General features: G+C 34.7%; 15 protein-coding genes. 10 read left to right on the top strand and 5 right to left on the bottom strand.

Features of this window, described 5'->3' with window-relative positions:
- The first annotated feature begins 41 nt into the window (after nucleotides 1–41).
- The 3 genes from porM (at nucleotide 42) to LNP19_RS07055 (ending at nucleotide 3,676) form a co-directional block, all read left to right on the top strand.
- A complete protein-coding gene (porM, locus tag LNP19_RS07045) occupies nucleotides 42–1,583 on the top strand; it encodes a type IX secretion system motor protein PorM/GldM (RefSeq protein ID WP_230064067.1) in 1,542 nt (513 codons plus the stop codon).
- 49 nt (nucleotides 1,584–1,632) lie between these two features.
- Nucleotides 1,633–2,523, top strand: coding sequence for a type IX secretion system ring subunit PorN/GldN (porN, locus tag LNP19_RS07050; protein ID WP_230064068.1), 891 nt, complete (start codon nucleotides 1,633–1,635; stop codon nucleotides 2,521–2,523).
- Nucleotides 2,524–2,623: 100 nt separating this feature from the next.
- Nucleotides 2,624–3,676, top strand: a complete 1,053-nt coding sequence (locus LNP19_RS07055) for an NAD(P)/FAD-dependent oxidoreductase (RefSeq protein ID WP_230064069.1) — start codon at nucleotides 2,624–2,626, stop codon at nucleotides 3,674–3,676.
- A gap of 4 nt (nucleotides 3,677–3,680) precedes the next feature.
- Here LNP19_RS07055 and LNP19_RS07060 read toward each other — a convergent pair whose 3' ends face one another.
- A complete protein-coding gene (locus tag LNP19_RS07060) occupies nucleotides 3,681–4,061 on the bottom strand; it encodes a DUF983 domain-containing protein (protein ID WP_072942830.1) in 381 nt (126 codons plus the stop codon).
- Between the two features lie 73 nt (nucleotides 4,062–4,134).
- Between LNP19_RS07060 and abc-f the strand changes: the two genes are divergently transcribed.
- Nucleotides 4,135–6,042 carry a ribosomal protection-like ABC-F family protein gene (gene abc-f, locus LNP19_RS07065; protein WP_230064070.1) on the top strand — a complete coding sequence of 636 codons (1,908 nt, stop codon included), beginning with the start codon at nucleotides 4,135–4,137 and terminating at the stop codon, nucleotides 6,040–6,042.
- 61 nt (nucleotides 6,043–6,103) lie between these two features.
- On the opposite strand, the gene LNP19_RS07070 is transcribed toward abc-f, so the two are convergent.
- Nucleotides 6,104–7,069, bottom strand: coding sequence for an App1 family protein phosphatidate phosphatase (locus tag LNP19_RS07070; protein WP_230064071.1), 966 nt, complete (start codon nucleotides 7,067–7,069; stop codon nucleotides 6,104–6,106).
- A 66-nt stretch (nucleotides 7,070–7,135) separates the two neighbouring features.
- Here LNP19_RS07070 and LNP19_RS07075 point away from each other — a divergent pair, with 66 nt between their 5' ends.
- Nucleotides 7,136–8,005 (top strand): diacylglycerol/lipid kinase family protein, encoded by an 870-nt coding sequence (locus LNP19_RS07075; RefSeq protein ID WP_230064072.1) that lies wholly within the window; start codon nucleotides 7,136–7,138, stop codon nucleotides 8,003–8,005.
- Nucleotides 8,006–8,014: 9 nt separating this feature from the next.
- On the opposite strand, the gene LNP19_RS07080 is transcribed toward LNP19_RS07075, so the two are convergent.
- A complete protein-coding gene (locus LNP19_RS07080) occupies nucleotides 8,015–9,163 on the bottom strand; it encodes an 8-amino-7-oxononanoate synthase (RefSeq protein WP_230064073.1) in 1,149 nt (382 codons plus the stop codon).
- A gap of 93 nt (nucleotides 9,164–9,256) precedes the next feature.
- Here LNP19_RS07080 and LNP19_RS07085 point away from each other — a divergent pair, with 93 nt between their 5' ends.
- Complete coding sequence (locus tag LNP19_RS07085; protein WP_230064074.1) at nucleotides 9,257–9,535, top strand: 4a-hydroxytetrahydrobiopterin dehydratase; 279 nt, start codon at nucleotides 9,257–9,259, stop codon at nucleotides 9,533–9,535.
- 8 nt (nucleotides 9,536–9,543) lie between these two features.
- On the opposite strand, the gene LNP19_RS07090 is transcribed toward LNP19_RS07085, so the two are convergent.
- A complete protein-coding gene (locus LNP19_RS07090) occupies nucleotides 9,544–10,017 on the bottom strand; it encodes an Lrp/AsnC family transcriptional regulator (RefSeq protein ID WP_230064075.1) in 474 nt (157 codons plus the stop codon).
- A 267-nt stretch (nucleotides 10,018–10,284) separates the two neighbouring features.
- Between LNP19_RS07090 and LNP19_RS07095 the strand changes: the two genes are divergently transcribed.
- From LNP19_RS07095 to LNP19_RS07105, 3 genes are all read left to right on the top strand, one after another.
- A complete protein-coding gene (locus LNP19_RS07095; protein WP_230064076.1) occupies nucleotides 10,285–11,100 on the top strand; it encodes a DUF1338 domain-containing protein in 816 nt (271 codons plus the stop codon).
- Nucleotides 11,101–11,255: 155 nt separating this feature from the next.
- Nucleotides 11,256–13,151, top strand: coding sequence for a phosphoglycerate dehydrogenase (gene serA, locus LNP19_RS07100; RefSeq protein ID WP_230064077.1), 1,896 nt, complete (start codon nucleotides 11,256–11,258; stop codon nucleotides 13,149–13,151).
- A gap of 32 nt (nucleotides 13,152–13,183) precedes the next feature.
- The gene (locus LNP19_RS07105) at nucleotides 13,184–16,102 is read left to right on the top strand and encodes an FAD-binding and (Fe-S)-binding domain-containing protein (RefSeq protein WP_230064078.1); all 2,919 of its coding nucleotides are present in this window, start codon (nucleotides 13,184–13,186) and stop codon (nucleotides 16,100–16,102) included.
- A gap of 83 nt (nucleotides 16,103–16,185) precedes the next feature.
- On the opposite strand, the gene LNP19_RS07110 is transcribed toward LNP19_RS07105, so the two are convergent.
- Complete coding sequence (locus LNP19_RS07110; protein ID WP_230064079.1) at nucleotides 16,186–16,668, bottom strand: DUF1761 domain-containing protein; 483 nt, start codon at nucleotides 16,666–16,668, stop codon at nucleotides 16,186–16,188.
- 177 nt (nucleotides 16,669–16,845) lie between these two features.
- Here LNP19_RS07110 and LNP19_RS07115 point away from each other — a divergent pair, with 177 nt between their 5' ends.
- The gene (locus LNP19_RS07115) at nucleotides 16,846–17,700 is read left to right on the top strand and encodes a leucine-rich repeat domain-containing protein (RefSeq protein WP_230064080.1); all 855 of its coding nucleotides are present in this window, start codon (nucleotides 16,846–16,848) and stop codon (nucleotides 17,698–17,700) included.
- The last annotated feature ends 177 nt before the right edge of the window (nucleotides 17,701–17,877 follow it).

Genomic DNA, 17,877 nt, shown 5'->3' on the forward strand with positions numbered 1-17,877 from the left:
CGAACTATTAAAAAACAACAACTAATTAATTATTAGAAAATATGGCAGGAGGAAAATTAACCCCTAGACAGAAGATGATAAATCTGATGTATTTGATTTTTATCGCAATGTTAGCTTTAAATATGTCCAAAGAAGTTTTATCTGCTTTTGGTTTAATGAATGAAAAATTTGAAGGAGCAAACTCCTCAGCACAGTCATCTAACATGCAAATGTTAGCTGGTTTAGATGCTAAAGCTTCTGAAGCTGGAGGTGAATTTACGGAAGCCGCGGTTACTGCTCACAAAGTGGAAGCAATCACTAAAAACTTTTATGATTATATTGGAAACATAAAATCAGAAGTTTTAGTAGGCACAGAAGCTGATCCTGAAACGGGTAAATTACCCTATGAGGAAATGGATAAAGGGGATAATATAGATCAATTATGGTTCGGGCCTGGAGGTTATTCTGCAAAAGGGAAAGAAGTTGTTGCTACAATTGAAAAATACAAGTCAGATATGGAATCTGCCCTAGGCAGTAATACCAAATTAAAACCAATTCTTTCAGAAGTAAATAGTAAATTTAATTTAGATAAGGTTAAAAATAAAGATGGCATTGCTATTGATTATTTAGATTATCATTTTAAAGGTTTTCCTGCAGTAGCTTCCTTGGCAAAACTTTCTGCTTGGCAGAATGATGTGAAGAAAGTTGAAACCGATGTTTATAATACATTGTTGGGAAAAGCGGCTGTAGCAGCTGCATCATATAGTAATTATCAGGCGATTGTTGTGCTTGATAAGAGTGCTTATTTTCAAGGAGAAAAAGTAACAGGAAAAGTGGTATTGGGAAGATATGACGAGAATACTAAACCAACTTCTTTTTCAGGTCCTGGAAAAATTGTAAACGGCCAGGCTGTTATAGCCATGACTGCCGGAAATGTAGGTGAGCAAACAATAAATGGTCAATTTACTTTCTTAGAAGACGGTAAAAATATACCTCTTAAGTTCAAAGGGAATTATGTTGTAGTACCAAGACCTAATGCAGCTACAATATCTGCTGATAAAATGAATGTGGTTTATAGAGGTGTTGTGAATCCTATGACTATATCTTTTGCAGGTGTATCTGCTGATAAAGTGGTGGCTTCTGCTCCAGGTCTTACTTCAGCAGGTGGAGGAAAATATAAAATGAGTCCAGGCTCAGGAAATGAAGTGGTAATTAATGTTACTGCGGTTCTTAATGATGGTTCAAAAGTTTCTGATAAAAAAGTATTTAGAATCAAAGGGATTCCAGGTCCAACAGGAACAATTAGAGGAGAATCAGGTATTGTAAAAGGGCCTAAATCTAATTTAGAGATTGCTACCATTGGTGCTAAATTAGAAGATTTCGACTTCGAAGTAGGATTGGATGTGGTTGGTTTCAATTTGAAAGTTAGTGGTCAACCTACTGTGGTTGTTCAAGGAAATAGGTTAAATGCACAATGCAAAGCAGTTATTTCTAAGGCTGGTAGAGGAGATCAAGTGAGTATTTCTGAGATCAAAACAAAGCTAGTTGGGGCGGGTAGCTATTTATTGCCAAGAACAGCTCCAGTTATTTTTGAAATACAATAATAAATAATTTGTCTGAAAAACATTTTCAATATCTTATAATCATAACAAGATGAATGTTAAAAAAATTTTAATAGCTATTGTGTCTATTGCCGGGAGTTGTAGCTCTTTTGCACAATCGAATTTGCTTAATGCAAGAATTCCGGAGGAAATAGGACTAAAAACAGATGCGCAACTCATTTCAGATAATGATAAGCCATTAGCTTACGGTTATGTACATGACAGAGATGTTCTAATGGGCAAAATGACATGGGAGATTATTGATTTGAACGAGAAGATCAATTTTGCTTTGTATTTTCCAGTTGATACAGCCAATATAGGACCTGATAGACGTTCTTTGTATGATGTTTTGACAAAAGCCATAAAAAGAGGTGAAATTAGTGAGGTGTATTCGGATAGCTATTTTAATACAAAAAAATCATTCAAAGACATTCAAGCGGCATTGAGCCGTATTGATACTACTGATGCCGGTAGAGAACAAATTAATGCTGGAATGAGCTTGTCTCCAGAGTATATTTTGAGATCTGATTTAACGGCTCAAGATGTTACCCAATATAAAATTAAAGGGTATTGGTATTTTGACAAAAGACAGAGTGAATTGAAATATCGTTTGCTTGGAATTTGTCCTGTTACTCCGGATGTATATACGATGAATGAGGAGGAAAAGGATTATGTTGAATTGTTTTGGATCTTTTTCCCATCTGCAAGAGATGTTTTGCATGAAGCAAAAGCTTTCAATAATAAAAATTCAGCGATGCCAATTTCGTTTGATCAAATTTTGAATTCGAGGCGTTTTAATAGTGTTATTTATAAAGAAGAAAACGTTTATGGAGATCGCGCCATAGATGAGTACATGAAAGATAATGCGCAAAATCAATTGCTGGAATCAGAAAGAGTGAAAGAGAAAATTCGCAATTTTGAACAAGATATGTGGAATTACTAGATTTCATTTTCTAATAGATAAAACTCTTACCGTCATGGTAAGAGTTTTTTTGTTTTAATCGGCTTATCTTTGAGCAGTTTTTTAAAAGTAAGTATTTCATATGATTGATTATTTAATAGTGGGTTCTGGTCTTGCAGGGATTTCCTTTTCTGAAATGGCTTTAGGTCACAATAAATCCATTTTAGTTTTGGATAATAATTCGCAGAATTCTTCAAAAATTGCAGGCGGCTTGTATAATCCTGTTATTTTAAAAAGGTTTAGTGAGGTTTGGAAGGCGCAAGAACAATTGGTTTTAATGAAAGAGTTTTATGGTGTTTTAGAAGAAAAACTCCAAATGAAAGTCGATTTTAAAATGCCAATTTTGCGAAAATTTTTTTCAATAGAAGAACAGAATAATTGGTTCTCTGCATCGGATAAAGATACTTTAGCGCCATTCTTGTCTCCAGACTTAATTTCGAAAAAATATGCAGGGATTGATTCTCCCTATTCTTATGGAGAGGTATTGCATACCGGTTATGTTGATACAGCTTTACTACTATCTAAGTATCAGGACTATTTAATAAAAAACAATTGGTTTCGGGAGGAAGCGTTTGATTATACGCTTTTACAAGTCGAACAGGATAGTGTGCGATATAAAGATGTAGAAGCTAAGCATATCATATTTGCTGAGGGTTTTGGCTTGCATGCTAATCCTTATTTTAATCATTTGCCTTTGGATGGAACGAAAGGGGAGCTTTTTATCATTAAAGCACCTGAATTAGTTTTGGATGTTATTGTGAATACCAGTGTTTTTATTTTGCCGTTAGGGAATGATTTGTTCAAAGTAGGTGCCACTTATAATTGGAAAGATAAAACAGATTTGCCTACCGTGGAAGGGAAGGTGGAATTGATAGAGAGAATCAACGAAATTTTAAATTGTAAATTTGAAATTGTGGAACATTTTGCCGGAGTTCGTCCCACGGTCAAAGACAGGCGTCCACTAGTAGGAACACATCCGGATTATAGTTCTGTACATATTCTTAATGGTTTAGGCACAAGAGGAGTTATGCTTGGGCCGGCTATGGCTAAAGCGCTGTTTGATCATGTTGAAAATAAATTGCCTTTAGATTCAGCAATTGATATCAAAAGGTTTAGACCTAAAAATCAGAAATAAGTAATTATTTCTTAAAGTTTGGATCGTAAGAAACAAACATATTGATATAAATATTTCGTGATCCACGAAGTACATAAGGATATAAAATAACCAGGGATGCAATGATTGCAATAAAAGCCGTTTTTAAAGAGGAATTTAAGATCACATAGGAAATAATAAAAGCAGCTATACCAAGTGCTACATTCAGTCCATAACTGACATACATGGCGCCATAAAAGAAAGAAGGTTCAATTTGGTATTTTAAACCACAGTGACTGCAATTTTCATGCATTTTTAAAGTATTCATTAAATGAAATGGATTTTTATCTAAATACATACTCTCATTCTGACATTTAGGACAAGTTCCTGTTAAAATACTATATAGTTTGGATCCTTTTTTTAACATTTGCAAAAAAATTAATTTTTCCTTTTTTGGAGTTGTAAATTTACACATTCAAAAAGAAATAAAATAACAATACATGCTTAATATACATAATTTATCGGTTTCGTTTGGTGGCTCTTATTTATTTGAAGAAGTGACCTTTCGATTGGGTGCTGGAGACCGTGTAGGTCTTGTTGGAAAAAACGGAGCCGGAAAATCAACTATGCTTAAAATGTTGGCCAGAGATTTTGCTCCTGATTCGGGAGTTATTTCTCAAGAAAAAGACCTTCGAATGGGGTTTTTACGTCAGGATATTGATTTTGAACAGGGAAGAACTGTACTTGAAGAAGCCTATGAAGCTTTTACTGAAATAAAAGTTGTAGAGAAAAAGTTAGAAGAAATTAATCATTTATTGGTCACCCGTACTGATTATGAAAGCGAAGAATACAGTCAGATTATTGAAGACCTGTCTGATTATACTCATCGTTTTGAATTATTGGGCGGTTATAATTATGTAGGAGATACTGAAAAAATTCTACTTGGTTTAGGTTTCAAAAGAGAGGTTTTTAATAATCAAACCGAAACTTTCTCTGGAGGATGGAGAATGCGTATCGAGTTAGCCAAGCTTTTATTGCAGGCCAATGATGTTTTATTGCTGGATGAGCCTACGAATCACTTGGATATCGAAAGTATCATCTGGCTGGAGAGTTTTCTTCGAAATTATCCGGGAGTTGTTGTCATCGTATCGCACGATAAAATGTTTTTGGATAATGTGACCAATAGAACTATTGAGATTTCTCTTGGTAAAGCATACGATTTCAATAAACCTTATTCTCAATATTTAGAATTGCGTCATGAAATTCGTGAGAAACAATTGGCCACCCAAAAGAATCAGGCCAAGAAAATAGAGGAAACAGAGAAGTTAATTGAGAAATTCCGTGCCAAGGCTTCCAAGGCTTCGATGGCGCAATCATTGATTAAAAAATTAGATAAAGTAGAGCGAATTGAAGTCGATGAAGACGATAATTCGGTGATGAATATTTCTTTTCCGGTATCTAAAGAGCCAGGTAGAGTGGTAATAGAAGCCGAGAATGTTACCAAGGCTTATGGCGATAAAGTGATTCTGAAAGACATAGATCTATTAGTGGAACGCGGTAGTAAAATTGCTTTCGTGGGACAAAACGGTCAGGGGAAATCAACTTTTATTAAAGCCATCGTTAACGAATTCGAATATCAAGGAAATATAAAATTAGGACATAATGTTCAGCTGGGTTATTTTGCCCAAAATCAGGCTGAATATCTCGATGGTGAAATCACCTTACTTCAAACCATGGAAGATGCGGCTATGGATACAAATCGTTCCAAAGTACGTGACATGCTGGGATCATTTTTGTTTCGTGGCGACGATGTCGAAAAAAAGGTAAAAGTCCTTTCAGGAGGAGAAAGAAACCGTTTAGCATTGTGTAAATTGTTGTTGCAGCCTATCAATGTTTTGTTGATGGATGAGCCTACCAATCACTTGGATATTAAATCTAAGAATGTATTGAAAGCAGCACTTCAAAAATTTGGAGGTACACTATTATTGGTTTCTCACGATAGGGATTTCTTGCAAGGGATGTCGAATATCGTTTACGAATTCAAAGATCAAAAAATCAAAGAATATTTAGGGGATATTAATTATTTCTTGGAACAGCGCAATCTTGAAAACATGCGTGAAGTTGAGAAAAAAGATGCTGTAAAGGCGGCAGCTCCCAAAGAAAGCAACAAAGCTTCTTATGAAGAGCAAAAGAAAGGCAAAGCATTACAGAATCGTTTGAGTAAAGTGGAAAGTCAAATCAAGCAATTGGAGAAAGACATCCAAAACGATGATAAAATGTTGGCTTCTAATTATGACAAACATATTGAAGATGCCAAGTTTTTTACGGCTTACAATAAAAAGAAAGCTGAATTAGATAAGCTACTTTCAGACTGGGAAATTGTTCAGGAAGAAATTGATAATTTGTAGTTATTTTAACTTCGGTATTTATTGAAATATAAAAAAAGAGTTCCTACATGGACTCTTTTTTTTATGAAATTAGCCCAATGGATTTTGAATGGGCTATGGCTTCGGTGCTATTTTTAAAATAACAAACAGCTACATTCAATGTCTCTAGATTGTTTAAGGCTAGGAGTACCTTTTCTTTTTTACGTTTACCAGTTTGCCGAATATATATAGCTTTTACGGTCAATGGAAAAATTTTACTTATTGCTTCGTATAAAAAAGGATCGTGCTGAGAGTCGTCACCAATTAAGACATATTTTAAATTAGGATAAAATTCTAAGATGTGTTTTATCTTTTCAAATTTATGATTGTGGCCGCCTCTGCCAGTCCAAAAAAAGTTAGTCAGGCTGGTTTTGATGTCTTTCAATAATAAAACGGCTTTGGGTAACTGATGAATTTCAGTAAATTTTACAATAAATCGATAGAGATTCCATTCACTGCTAGAAACATAAAAAAAAGCGTTTTCTTCTTCTTGATTACTTCTCCCGGCCGAACTTAAAGCTTGATAATGTGTCACCACATCTTCAAAAATTTGACGCGAAGCAACATTTCTGAACAACAAATGATACATTTTTTTTACAGGATTTAAAGTGTAGGAAACCAAAAACGTATCATCAATATCAGATATGATACCTAAATTCCCCACTTCGGGACGAATGTAACTTTCTTTGGTCGTTATAGTTTTGTTTTGATAAATGATGCTAACTTCATAATCAATCCAGCCGTAATTATCTTGATTTAAAGGAATACAAAACTTAAAATAGCCGTCAACAAGAGTTTTGGTATGAATTTTTTGATTGTTGTGTTTTAGGTAAACATCGGCGTTAGCTTGGGTTTTGATCCGGAACATATTGATCGTCGAAGTAGCATTTTTAAAGTTTTTAGAAAGAAAATCGTAGTCTTCTCTTTTAGTAGGTTTAAATACATGACCCATCACAATTAGTTCTTGCTCATTGGCATAACCGCGATATAATTTTAAAATAGGCTTCATATTATGGAATAACTTTCGAAGTGTTCTTAAAATTAATTATTTTTAAGGAATAAAAGAAATAAAGCCTTGAGAAATAATGTGTTAATGATTGTAAATCCTGTTTCGGGCGGTCTCGATAAATCGGAATATATTAAGGAGACGGCTCTTTTTGCTGCTGGAGAGAATCTTAATTTTGTGCTTTATGAAACATCGGGTGAAGATGATATTTCTAAGATACGACGTTTGAATGAACGATTTACTCCCAAAAGAATTATTGTTGCTGGTGGTGATGGAACCTTAAAGATGGTTGTTGAAGCTGTAGAAAACCAAGATGTGATTTTAGGGATTTTACCCGCCGGATCCTCAAATGGACTAGCGGCCGAGTTGAATTTAGTCAAAACATTGGAGGAAAATCTAAAAATTGCTTTTGGGGATAATTATGCCGAAATGGATGTTGTAATCATTAACCAACAAAAAAGTTTGCATCTAAGTGATTTGGGACTGAATGCAAAACTTATAAAAAACTATGAAAAAAGCTCTATACATGGAAAATGGGGCTATGTTTTGCAAGCTTTTACTACTTTGATTGATGTTGATGAATTGTTTTTAGCTACAATTACAGCCAATAATCAAGTCGTGGAATGTCTGGTAAGGATGATTGTTATTGCAAACGCAAAAAAATATGGCACCGGCGTTGTGATTAATCCCGTGGGAGTAATGAACGATGGGAAATTCGAATTAATAATTCTAAAAAATTTAGATTTGAAGGTTTTTGGTAAAATTATCACTGGCAATATGCCTGTTGATCTTCAGGATGTTGAAATTATTTCTACAGATCAGGCAACGATTAAAACGAATGTTCCGGTGAGTTTTCAGATTGATGGAGAATATTGTGGCGCTGTAAATGAGCTCCAAGTAAGTATTTCACCTCATAAGTTAAAAGTAGCAATTGCTTGAATTTAGCAATTATTTAAAAGGATTGCGTTCCTGCCATTCCATTTTTGGTTCAAAATAACGGAAAGTTTTAGAAACAAATAAATTGATAAAGGGATTACTGTGTTTCATCAGTCCAAACATTTCTATGGGTTGGGCACCCACAGAGCTTTTGATTTCTAATGCAGTTCTGGCAAAGATGATCTGTTTGTGCCTTTTTTTTATGGAGTAGCCAATCATGTCATAAAGCATGTTTAGATAGAGCATTTTTTCTCGTTGAAATTGATCGTCATATCCCAGAAAATAGGTGTCAAAGTCATTGCCGTTTTTTATCAAAGTGTTGAAACCGATTAGTTTTTCTTCGATAAAATAACCGTAAAAAAGGAATTTGTCTTTTAGTGATTTTTTGAAAATTTCGAAATGATTTTCGGGTAAATAAAAAGTATTGAACGGTGCATTTTTAGCCACATTCATGTATAGTTCGTATATCCGTTTATTGTGAATTTTGATTTCTTCAAGCGATAATTTTCTTTTCGAAATCCCTTCGCCTTTTTTTCTTGCTCTTTTGTATTGGTCGCGGTACTTCTTGCTTTTACTGCCCACATAGTCATCAAATACTTGCCAAGAATCCCTTATTTTGAAAACCATATTGGGCTGGGTAGAAAACTGAAAAAAAGATTGGTACTCAGGAATTTTGAAATGCTCTATGTCTGATTCTAAGTAATCTTTAAAAATAGTGAGATGTACATTAGTTCCTTTTTTGATGAAAATATGCTTTAGTTCATCGGCTGCATTTTTCAATAGAATTAATCCTTCCTTAATGGGAAGTTTTGGGCTGAAGCAATAACCATTCTGTCCCGTTAGCATATTGTTGCCAAGGATTAAAACTTTAGAACTGAAATTTTTAAAAACAAAATTTCTAATATGTGTTTTTATACAATGATCGCGCTCGCCAAAAGAGCTGATCTCGCTTAAATTGATGAATTGAGATGTTGCAATGCCTACTAGTTCATCACCCATAAATAAACCGATGAAGTGGCAGCTTATGTTTTTTGGTGCAGAAATTTCTAGTACTGTCAGATAATCCTTAGTAAGAAAAATGTTTTCATTGGCCAAGGAATCCCAATTGAATGGTAAATTTTGGACAGAAGAATAAATTTTGAAGGAAAAATCAGGGCTCAATTGAAAAACTATTTATGTTTGTCTAAAGTAGTATATAAAGTTAAATGAGAAAGCAATTAAGGATATTTTTAACTAATTTTAATCAAAAAAAAGATGGACACTTATAACGAGAATTCAGCACAGCCTTTTTTGAAAGATTTAGCCGATTGGAGATTTAACAATAATGGGATCGAGAAGAAATTTGTTTTCAAAAATTTTAATCAGGCTTTGGGTTTTATAGTTCAAGTTGGGGTTTTGGCAGAGAAGCACAATCATCATCCTGAGCTGTTCAATGTGTATAATAGAGTAGATATTCGATTATCGACTCATGATGCTAACGGATTGACCGATAGGGATTTTGATTTGGCGAAAGCCATAGAAAAAATAATGTAATCAGTATTTTACAGTAAAGTAACATTTTTCTGGAATGCTGATCCAAAGGAGATGAAGGAATCAGTGCCGCCTACGCCTTCAATATTGTGTATTTTTTCGTAAAGAACTTTTCTGAATTCTTCGTTATTGGCAGCGACGATTTTTAGAAACAGAGCATATTTTCCAGAAACAAAATGACATTCCACCACTTCAGGGATTTCTTTTAGTTTTTCGGCAATCGAATAGGCAAAACGCGCTTCTTTGGTTGTAACTCCTGTATAAGTAATGGTTTCGTAGCCTATTTCTTTGGCATTTAGCATAACCGAAAAACCACTTATAATTCCGGCTTCTTGTAATTTTCGAACGCGTTGATGCACTAATGAATTCGAGATTTTTAATTCTTTTGCAATTTCTGAATAGGCAATGCGACCATCAGTACTTAGCATTGCGATGATTTGTTGGTTGATGAAATCAATATTTTCGTTGTGGCTGTTTTTATTCATGATTTTTTTGATGGAGATTAAATTTTTTGACTTAATGATGCATTAATTATTAAGATTAAAAGTATGTTTTGATGGCCTAAAAAGAGCCTTTGAAAATCATTAAAAATAATTTTGACCATAAATCAGTGAAACTAGGATTGATTTTGTGTCAAATTTACACATACTAAGTGTTATAATGTCATAAAATTTAAAATTTAGAGTATATAGTGTAAATATAATTACATACAAGCTAGATTTGTGTCATATTTACTAATTAATATTAGCGTTATGAATAAAGATCTATTATTGTCAAAGTTATGGGAGCAATATAAAAACATCACTCCTTCTGCTAAAAGAATACACGCCTTGCTGGAGCAAAATGGCGAAACAATTGAGAATGACCATATCGCCATTAGAACCTATAATGATGTGCGTGTGAATATTAGTGTTTTAGAAAAACCCTTTGTAAAAGCGGGTTATGTAGCCAAAGGAGAATATTTTTTTGAGTCTAAAAAATTGTATGCCAAACATTATGAGCATGAGACTGATTCTAAAGCACCAAGGATTTTTATATCAGAGTTAGAATTAGAAAAATGTTCCGAAAGTCTTCAAAATTCGGTTAAAAACTTATTGGACAGTTGCGATCAAAGTGTTTTTGAAAAAGAAGATTTGGTTTTAAGTGGTGCAGTTTGGAGTGCAAATTCGTATGAAACTTATACTTCGTTATTAGAAGAATCGGAGTATGCTGCTTGGATGTATGTGTATGGCTTTAGAGCCAATCATTTTACGATCAATGTGAATGCTTTGACTGGTTTTCAGAATTTAGAAGAATTGAATGCTTATTTGAAAGAAAATAACTGGAAAATGAATGCTTCTGGTGGGGAAATTAAAGGGACTCCAGAGCAATTATTGGAACAATCCAGTACTTTGGCTGATTTGTATGAAGTTACTTTTGATGAGGGTGTAAAACACATTCCTTCTTGCTATTATGAGTTTGCACTTCGTTACCCAATGCAAAATGGAGAATTGTATCAAGGATTTGTGGCTGCCTCTGCAGACAAAATTTTCGAAAGTACCGATGTAAAGTTGCAAAGTATGAATTAATTAGGGGGTTTCATTGTTAAATTAATAAAATTAAGCTCTCTTGTCAAATTAAGAGGGCTTTTTTGATATACATTGGTTTTCTTTGTATTATGAAACAAAATAATTTGCGTTTCAATAGATTGAAATTTATTAAAAACTACAGCAACACACAGACAATGATTAAGAAACAAGAAACTTTTATTTTTGATTTTGACAGTACTTTTATTCAAGTGGAAGCGCTTGATGTTTTATGCGAAATCATTTATGCAAACAATAGTACCGGTAAGCAGGTTTTAGCAGAAATCCAGAGACTAACTGATTTAGGGATGGAAGGAAAATTGTCTCTAAAAGAATCATTAACAGAACGAATAGGATTATTGCAAGCCAATAGAGATCATTTAGGAGCTTTGATTGAGACCTTAAAAAATAAAGTGTCCTCGTCAGTGGTTCGAAACCGAGCTTTTTTTAAAATGCATGCCCAAAATATATATATCATTTCAAACGGATTTAAAGAGATTATTATTCCTATTGTTCAGGAATATGGTATAAGACCAGAGCAGGTTTTGGCTAACACTTTTAAATTTGATCACGATGGAAATATTATTGGTTTTGACGAAAAAGATGAGTTATGTGAAAATCAAGGTAAAGTTTTAAAGATCAAGTCTCTCAAATTAGAAGGTGATGTTTTTATGATTGGTGATGGTTATACTGATTATGAAACTTTGCAAGGTGGAGCGGTTTCTAAGTTTTATGCTTTTACTGAAAATGTGAGTCGCCAAATAGTAATTGATAATGCTGATCGTATTGCACCTTCATTGGATGAAATTCTATATGATTTATCATATAAAGCATCTGTTTCGTATCCAAAGAATAGAATTAATGTATTGTTGTTAGAAAACGTACATTCTGATGCCGTTGCGGCTTTCGCCAAAGAAGGGTATAATGTGGAAACTGTAAAAGGATCGCTGTCAGAAGAGGAATTGTGTGAAAAAATAAAAGATGTTTCGATATTAGGGATTCGTTCAAAAACACAAATCTCTAAAAAAGTGCTGGATCAAGCAACTAAACTCCATGCGATTGGTACTTTTTGTATCGGAACCAATCAGGTGAACTTACCGGAATGTAGCGACAGAGGAATAGCGGTTTTTAACGCTCCGTATAGCAATACCCGCTCTGTGGTAGAGTTGGCCTTAGGGGAGATGATTATGCTGGTTCGCGATACTTTTGAAAAAAGCAATAAAATGCACAAAGGAATTTGGGATAAATCGGCTAATAATAGCGTGGAACTTAGAGGGAAAAAACTAGGACTTGTAGGGTACGGAAGTATTGGATCTCAGCTTTCGGTTATTGCTGAAGCCTTGGGAATGAAGGTGTATTTTTATGATGTTGTTGATAAATTAGCTTTAGGAAATGCCAAAAAGTGTTCTTCTTTAAAAGAATTACTTTCGGTTGCTGATGTAGTTAGTTTACATGTTGATGGAAGAAAAAGTAATCTGAATTTAATTGATGCCGATGCTTTTGAAAGTATGAAAGAAGGCGTTGTCTTTTTGAATCTGGCAAGAGGCCATGTGGTCGATATTCAGGCTTTAATTGTTAATTTGAAAAATGGTAAAATCAAAGGAGCTGCAATCGATGTTTTCCCTGAAGAGCCAAAAAGTAATGATGAACCTTTTGTTTCGGAATTATGTGGGATGCCAAATGTAATTTTGACGCCTCATATTGGTGGAAGTACCGAAGAAGCTCAGGTTGATATTGCGCAGTTTGTTTCTCAAAAAATCATAAACTATATCAATACCGGAACAACTTATGGAAGCGTGAACCTTCCGGAAATCCAGTTGCCGGAATTTGAAAGTGCCCACCGAATTATGCATATTCACGAAAATGTAAAAGGTATCCTGGCTCAAATCAATACCATACTTTCAGATTCGAATAGTAACATTTTGGGACAATATCTTAAAACCAATGAGCAATTGGGTTATGTAATTACAGATATAGATAATGCTTACAACCCAGAATTAGAAAAGAAATTAAAAGAAATTCCTAATACGATAAAATACAGAATATTGTATTAATGAATATTGGTTTAAATAATAAAAATATCAGAATGAATCTTCAAAGTTTAGCGAATCAATTAGAGGGAAAGTTGTTTTATGACGACACTATGCGAACGCTTTATGCCACTGATGCCAGTGCTTATCGAGAAATGCCGCTTGCTGTGGCGATACCTTCGACCAAAGAAGATATTCAGAAAATAATTCAATTTGCCCGAGTGAATAAAACAAGTGTTATTCCTCGTGCGGCTGGAACCTCGCTTGCTGGTCAAGTGGTGGGGAACGGAATTATCGTAGATATTTCACAAAAATTCACCCAAATACTTTCGGTTGATAAAGCGACTAAAACTGCTTGGGTTCAGCCTGGAGTAATTCGCGATGAATTAAACTTGTACCTAAAGCCTTATCAGTTATTTTTTGGTCCGGAAACCTCTACTTCTAACCGTTGTATGATAGGCGGAATGGTTGGGAATAATGCCTGCGGAGCGCGTTCGGTGATTTACGGTTCTACCAGAGAGCATTTGTTAGAAATTAAAGGTTTTTTGGCTGATGGGAATGAAGTTACTTTTGGAGCATTGACCAATGAAGAATTTGAGGCAAAATGCAAAGGAGAAAACGTTGTTAGCGAATTAGAACAAAAAATATATCTTCAGGCAAAAGCGATTTTGTCGAACCAAACGACTAGAGATTTATTTGATGAAAATTATCCAAAAAAATCAATTCCACGTCGTAATACGGGTTATGCCTTAGATTTATTGGCAGATAGTAAACCGTTTGGTGATTTCGATGAGAAATTCAATTTCTGTAAGTTGATTGCGGGTTCTGAGGGAACTTTGTTTTTTTCAACGGAAATTAAATTGAATTTAGTCGACGCCTTAAAACCGTTTTCGGGTTTGGTTTGTGTGCATTGTGATAGTATCAATGAATCCTTAAAAGCGAATTTGGAAGCTTTACAGTTCAATCCGGACAGTGTCGAGTTGATCGATCATTACATTCTGGAATGTACCAAAGAAAATATCGAACAAAGTAAAAACAGATTCTTTGTTCAAGGAGATCCTAAAGCGATTTTGGTAGTCGAATTTTTACGAGATTCCAAAGAAGAAATTTTGGAAATTACCGAAAAGATGGAGGCCCAAATGAGAGCTAAAAACTTAGGTCATCATTTCCCAATAGTTTTTGGTGAAGATACCAATAAGGTTTGGACACTTCGAAAAGCTGGTCTTGGATTGTTGTCCAATATTCCGGGTGATGCTAAAGCGGTGGCTGTAATTGAAGACACGGCTGTAGATGTAAATGATTTACCTGATTTTATCGAAGATTTCAACGCGATTTTAAAAGAACGTGGTTTGAATTGTGTGCATTACGCTCATGCGGCTACAGGGGAGCTTCATTTGCGTCCAATTCTGGATTTAAAAACAGCCGAAGGAACCGCTCTTTTTAGAACCATTGCTACTGATATTGCACATTTAGTAAAAAAATATAAAGGTTCGTTAAGTGGAGAACACGGAGACGGTCGACTAAGAGGAGAGTTTATTTCGCTCATGTTAGGTAATGAAATTTACCAAATTTTCAAAGAAGTAAAACATACTTGGGATCCTTGGAATATTTTTAATCCGGGTAAAATTGTAGATACACCGCCGATGGATACCTCATTGCGTTATACTGCGGGACAGGATACGCCAATGCCGGATACCTATTTTGATTTCACAGAAACGAACGGAATTCTTCGCGCTGCTGAAATGTGTAATGGCTCAGGTGATTGTCGCAAAACAGAGAAAAGCGGCGGAACTATGTGTCCTAGTTATATGGCGACACGCAATGAGAAACACACTACACGTGCCCGAGCTAATATGCTCCGAGAAACGATCACGAATTCGGATAAGGAGAATAAATTTGACAGCGAAGCTTTGCTTGAAGTGTTGGATTTATGTTTGAGTTGTAAAGGGTGTAAGTCGGAATGTCCTTCAAATGTGGATATGGCCAAGTTAAAAGCTGAAACTTTACAGCAGTATCATGATAAAAACGGGGTGAAATTCCGCTCTAGATTAATAGGTAACACTCCGGTTATCAATAAGTTTTTTGCGGGTATTCCTTGGGTTTATAATCTTTCGACCAAAGGATTCATTGGTACTGTGGTCAAGAAAATGACCGGTTTTGCCACGGAGCGAAAATTGCCAACAATGAACGGAACCACTTTTGATAAATGGTTTAAAAGTTATTTGCAGCAAGGGACTTTTGATAAGCCTGCCGTTTATTTATACAATGATGAATTCTTGAATTATTATGATGTAGCTATTGGACAAACGGCGGTAAAGCTTTTAAATAAATTAGGTTATGAGGTTATTGTTCCTAATCTGGGAATTAGCGGACGTACGTATTTGTCTAAAGGAATGGTCAAACAAGCTCGTGATATTGCTGAGCAGAATATAGTTGATTTCGGAAAAAGCATTCCGCAAGATGCATTGTTGATTGGGATTGAACCTTCGGCAATTCTGACTTTTAGAGATGAATATCCAGAATTGTGCCGAGGCGAATTGAAAGCCAAAGCCAAGGAAATAGCCAAACGTACTTTTTTAATTGAAGAGTTTTTGGCTAATGAAATGGAAGCGGCTAATATCAATGCGGATTTCTTTACAGATTCGGTAGAGCGAATCCGTATGCATGGTCATTGTTTTCAAAAGGCTTTGTCTTCTTTGGTTCCTTTGAAAAAAATTCTTTCCCTTCCTGTGAATTATGCTGTTTTGAATATTCCAAGTGGGTGTTGTGGAATGGCAGGATCTTTTGGGTATGAAAAAGAGCATTATGAAATTTCGATGAATATTGGTGAACTGGTGTTGTTCCCAACTATTAGAGCCGAAGAATCAACGACTTTGATTTCGGCCTCCGGAACCAGTTGTCGTCATCAAATTGCAGATGGAACTGGAGTGAAGGCTTTACATCCGGTTGAAATTTTATATAAAGCTTTAAAATAATAAGGATTTTTTAAAAAGAAAAGTACTGTAAATTAGATACAAAACCTCGTCTCTTGAATCAAAGAGTCGAGGTTTTTTTGTTTTTAGCTCCAAGCGCAAATTATGCCGCCCATTAGCATAAAACAAATGATCCAAAAACCGCCACTTACCAAAGTGTATTTCCAGCTTTTTTTCTCAAAAAGAGCATTGGTTCCTATTATGGGAAGTGCTAGAAATAATCCTGTAATAAATCCATGAAGCATACCATGTTTAAAGGTGCGGAAAACAGTACCATAATCAGCCATAAAAGCAGCGTATGAAGGTTTGGCGTTTGCTACTTCGCCTCCAGTCATACTAACTGCTCCCCATTGATGGATTACTAGGAATTGAAGAACCATTGCAATTAGAAAAGCATAGAATACTGCCATTCCAAAGATGAAAGCCATGTTGCTTCCTTTCATTTTTTCTTCGGTCATACCGGCCTCTTTCATCCAGATTGTTCCAAATACTTTTGGGTGGTACCATACAAAACCTACTAATAATGTCGATACCGCAGCAAGTAAAAGGACTAAAAAATTGATTTCCATAAATTTGGTTTTAAGGTTAGTGAATCAAATGTAAGAAATTATTTTGTTTGTTAATAAATAATCTTATTTGTAAGAAAAATACCTTTTTTTAATTGTAAATTGTGTATTTCATCGAGTATTTTTGTTGATAAGCTGTTTTGTGAGTACTTTTAATTACACAAAATAAAATTCCGGGTTATGAAAAATCTATTCACTATTATTTTAACGGTTTTTGCCTCTATCTCAATGATGGCAGATATTTCGGTTGCAGATAAAAAAGTGCTCTTGAAGTTGCATAAAACTACTCATGGGGAAAACTGGAAAACAAAATGGGATTTGTCTGCTCCAGTATCTTCTTGGTATGGTGTTAAGCTTAGCGGTGATAAGATAATTGGGCTGAATCTGGCTAATAATAATTTAGAGGGAGATTTGCCAAGTGAGATGGGTGACTTAGTAAGTTTGCAGGAATTGAATTTGCACAAGAATGCTTTGTCGGGTAGAATACCTGCAGCTTTAGGGAATTTAAAGGAATTGAAAGTTTTAGATCTTTCCTTCAATAAATTTTCGGGTATTATTCCTTCTTCATTATGTGAAATAAAAAGCCTGAAGAAGCTAGAGTTGTATATGAATAGACTTTCAGGTCAGCTACCTGCTCAAATAGGGGATTTGCAAGAATTGGAAACTTTGGCTCTTTTTAATAATGAAATTGAAGGCCAGATACCAAATTCTCTTTATGAAATCAGTACATTAAAGGTTTTGCTTCTAAACAGTAATAAGTTAAGTGGAAAATTAAGTATGGATGTGGCAAACTTAAAAATGTTAGAAAATTTGAGTTTGTTTGAAAATAATTTTGAAGGCCAAGTCCCTTTTGATTTGGAAAAATTAAACAATTTGAAAGAGATGAATATTTCCTATAATAAGTTTAATGGTTTGGTTTCAAGAAAATTAGCGGTTTTGGATACCCTGAATCTGACAATGATTAATGATAAAGGTGTGGCGGTTTTGATGGATGTAGCGATGGAAGTTCAAAGGCCTTTGGTGTCTGAGGACTAGTGTACTTTTGAGAGTTGTAATTTAATTTTTTAGTTGCTCTAAATAATAAGTTTGTTTTGGTAAATTTAGTTCATTTAAAACCCGTTTAGTTTGCGCTTCACGGGTTTTTTTGTTGTAGTGGGTTTAGAGAGGATCAATCCCAAAACCTGGGGGGAAATGTCAAAATAAATTGAGAGA

Origin of the sequence: Flavobacterium acetivorans (assembly GCF_020911885.1) — a bacterium.
GTDB lineage: Bacteria > Bacteroidota > Bacteroidia > Flavobacteriales > Flavobacteriaceae > Flavobacterium > Flavobacterium acetivorans.

Coding starts and splice junctions, on each gene's coding strand:
- porM (WP_230064067.1), top strand. CDS start 42: ATGGCAGGAGGAAAATTAACCCCTAGACAGAAGATGATAAATCTGATG.
- porN (WP_230064068.1), top strand. CDS start 1,633: ATGAATGTTAAAAAAATTTTAATAGCTATTGTGTCTATTGCCGGGAGT.
- LNP19_RS07055 (WP_230064069.1), top strand. CDS start 2,624: ATGATTGATTATTTAATAGTGGGTTCTGGTCTTGCAGGGATTTCCTTT.
- LNP19_RS07060 (WP_072942830.1), bottom strand. CDS start 4,061: ATGTTAAAAAAAGGATCCAAACTATATAGTATTTTAACAGGAACTTGT.
- abc-f (WP_230064070.1), top strand. CDS start 4,135: ATGCTTAATATACATAATTTATCGGTTTCGTTTGGTGGCTCTTATTTA.
- LNP19_RS07070 (WP_230064071.1), bottom strand. CDS start 7,069: ATGAAGCCTATTTTAAAATTATATCGCGGTTATGCCAATGAGCAAGAA.
- LNP19_RS07085 (WP_230064074.1), top strand. CDS start 9,257: ATGGACACTTATAACGAGAATTCAGCACAGCCTTTTTTGAAAGATTTA.
- LNP19_RS07090 (WP_230064075.1), bottom strand. CDS start 10,017: ATGAATAAAAACAGCCACAACGAAAATATTGATTTCATCAACCAACAA.
- LNP19_RS07095 (WP_230064076.1), top strand. CDS start 10,285: ATGAATAAAGATCTATTATTGTCAAAGTTATGGGAGCAATATAAAAAC.
- serA (WP_230064077.1), top strand. CDS start 11,256: ATGATTAAGAAACAAGAAACTTTTATTTTTGATTTTGACAGTACTTTT.
- LNP19_RS07105 (WP_230064078.1), top strand. CDS start 13,184: ATGAATCTTCAAAGTTTAGCGAATCAATTAGAGGGAAAGTTGTTTTAT.
- LNP19_RS07110 (WP_230064079.1), bottom strand. CDS start 16,668: ATGGAAATCAATTTTTTAGTCCTTTTACTTGCTGCGGTATCGACATTA.
- LNP19_RS07115 (WP_230064080.1), top strand. CDS start 16,846: ATGAAAAATCTATTCACTATTATTTTAACGGTTTTTGCCTCTATCTCA.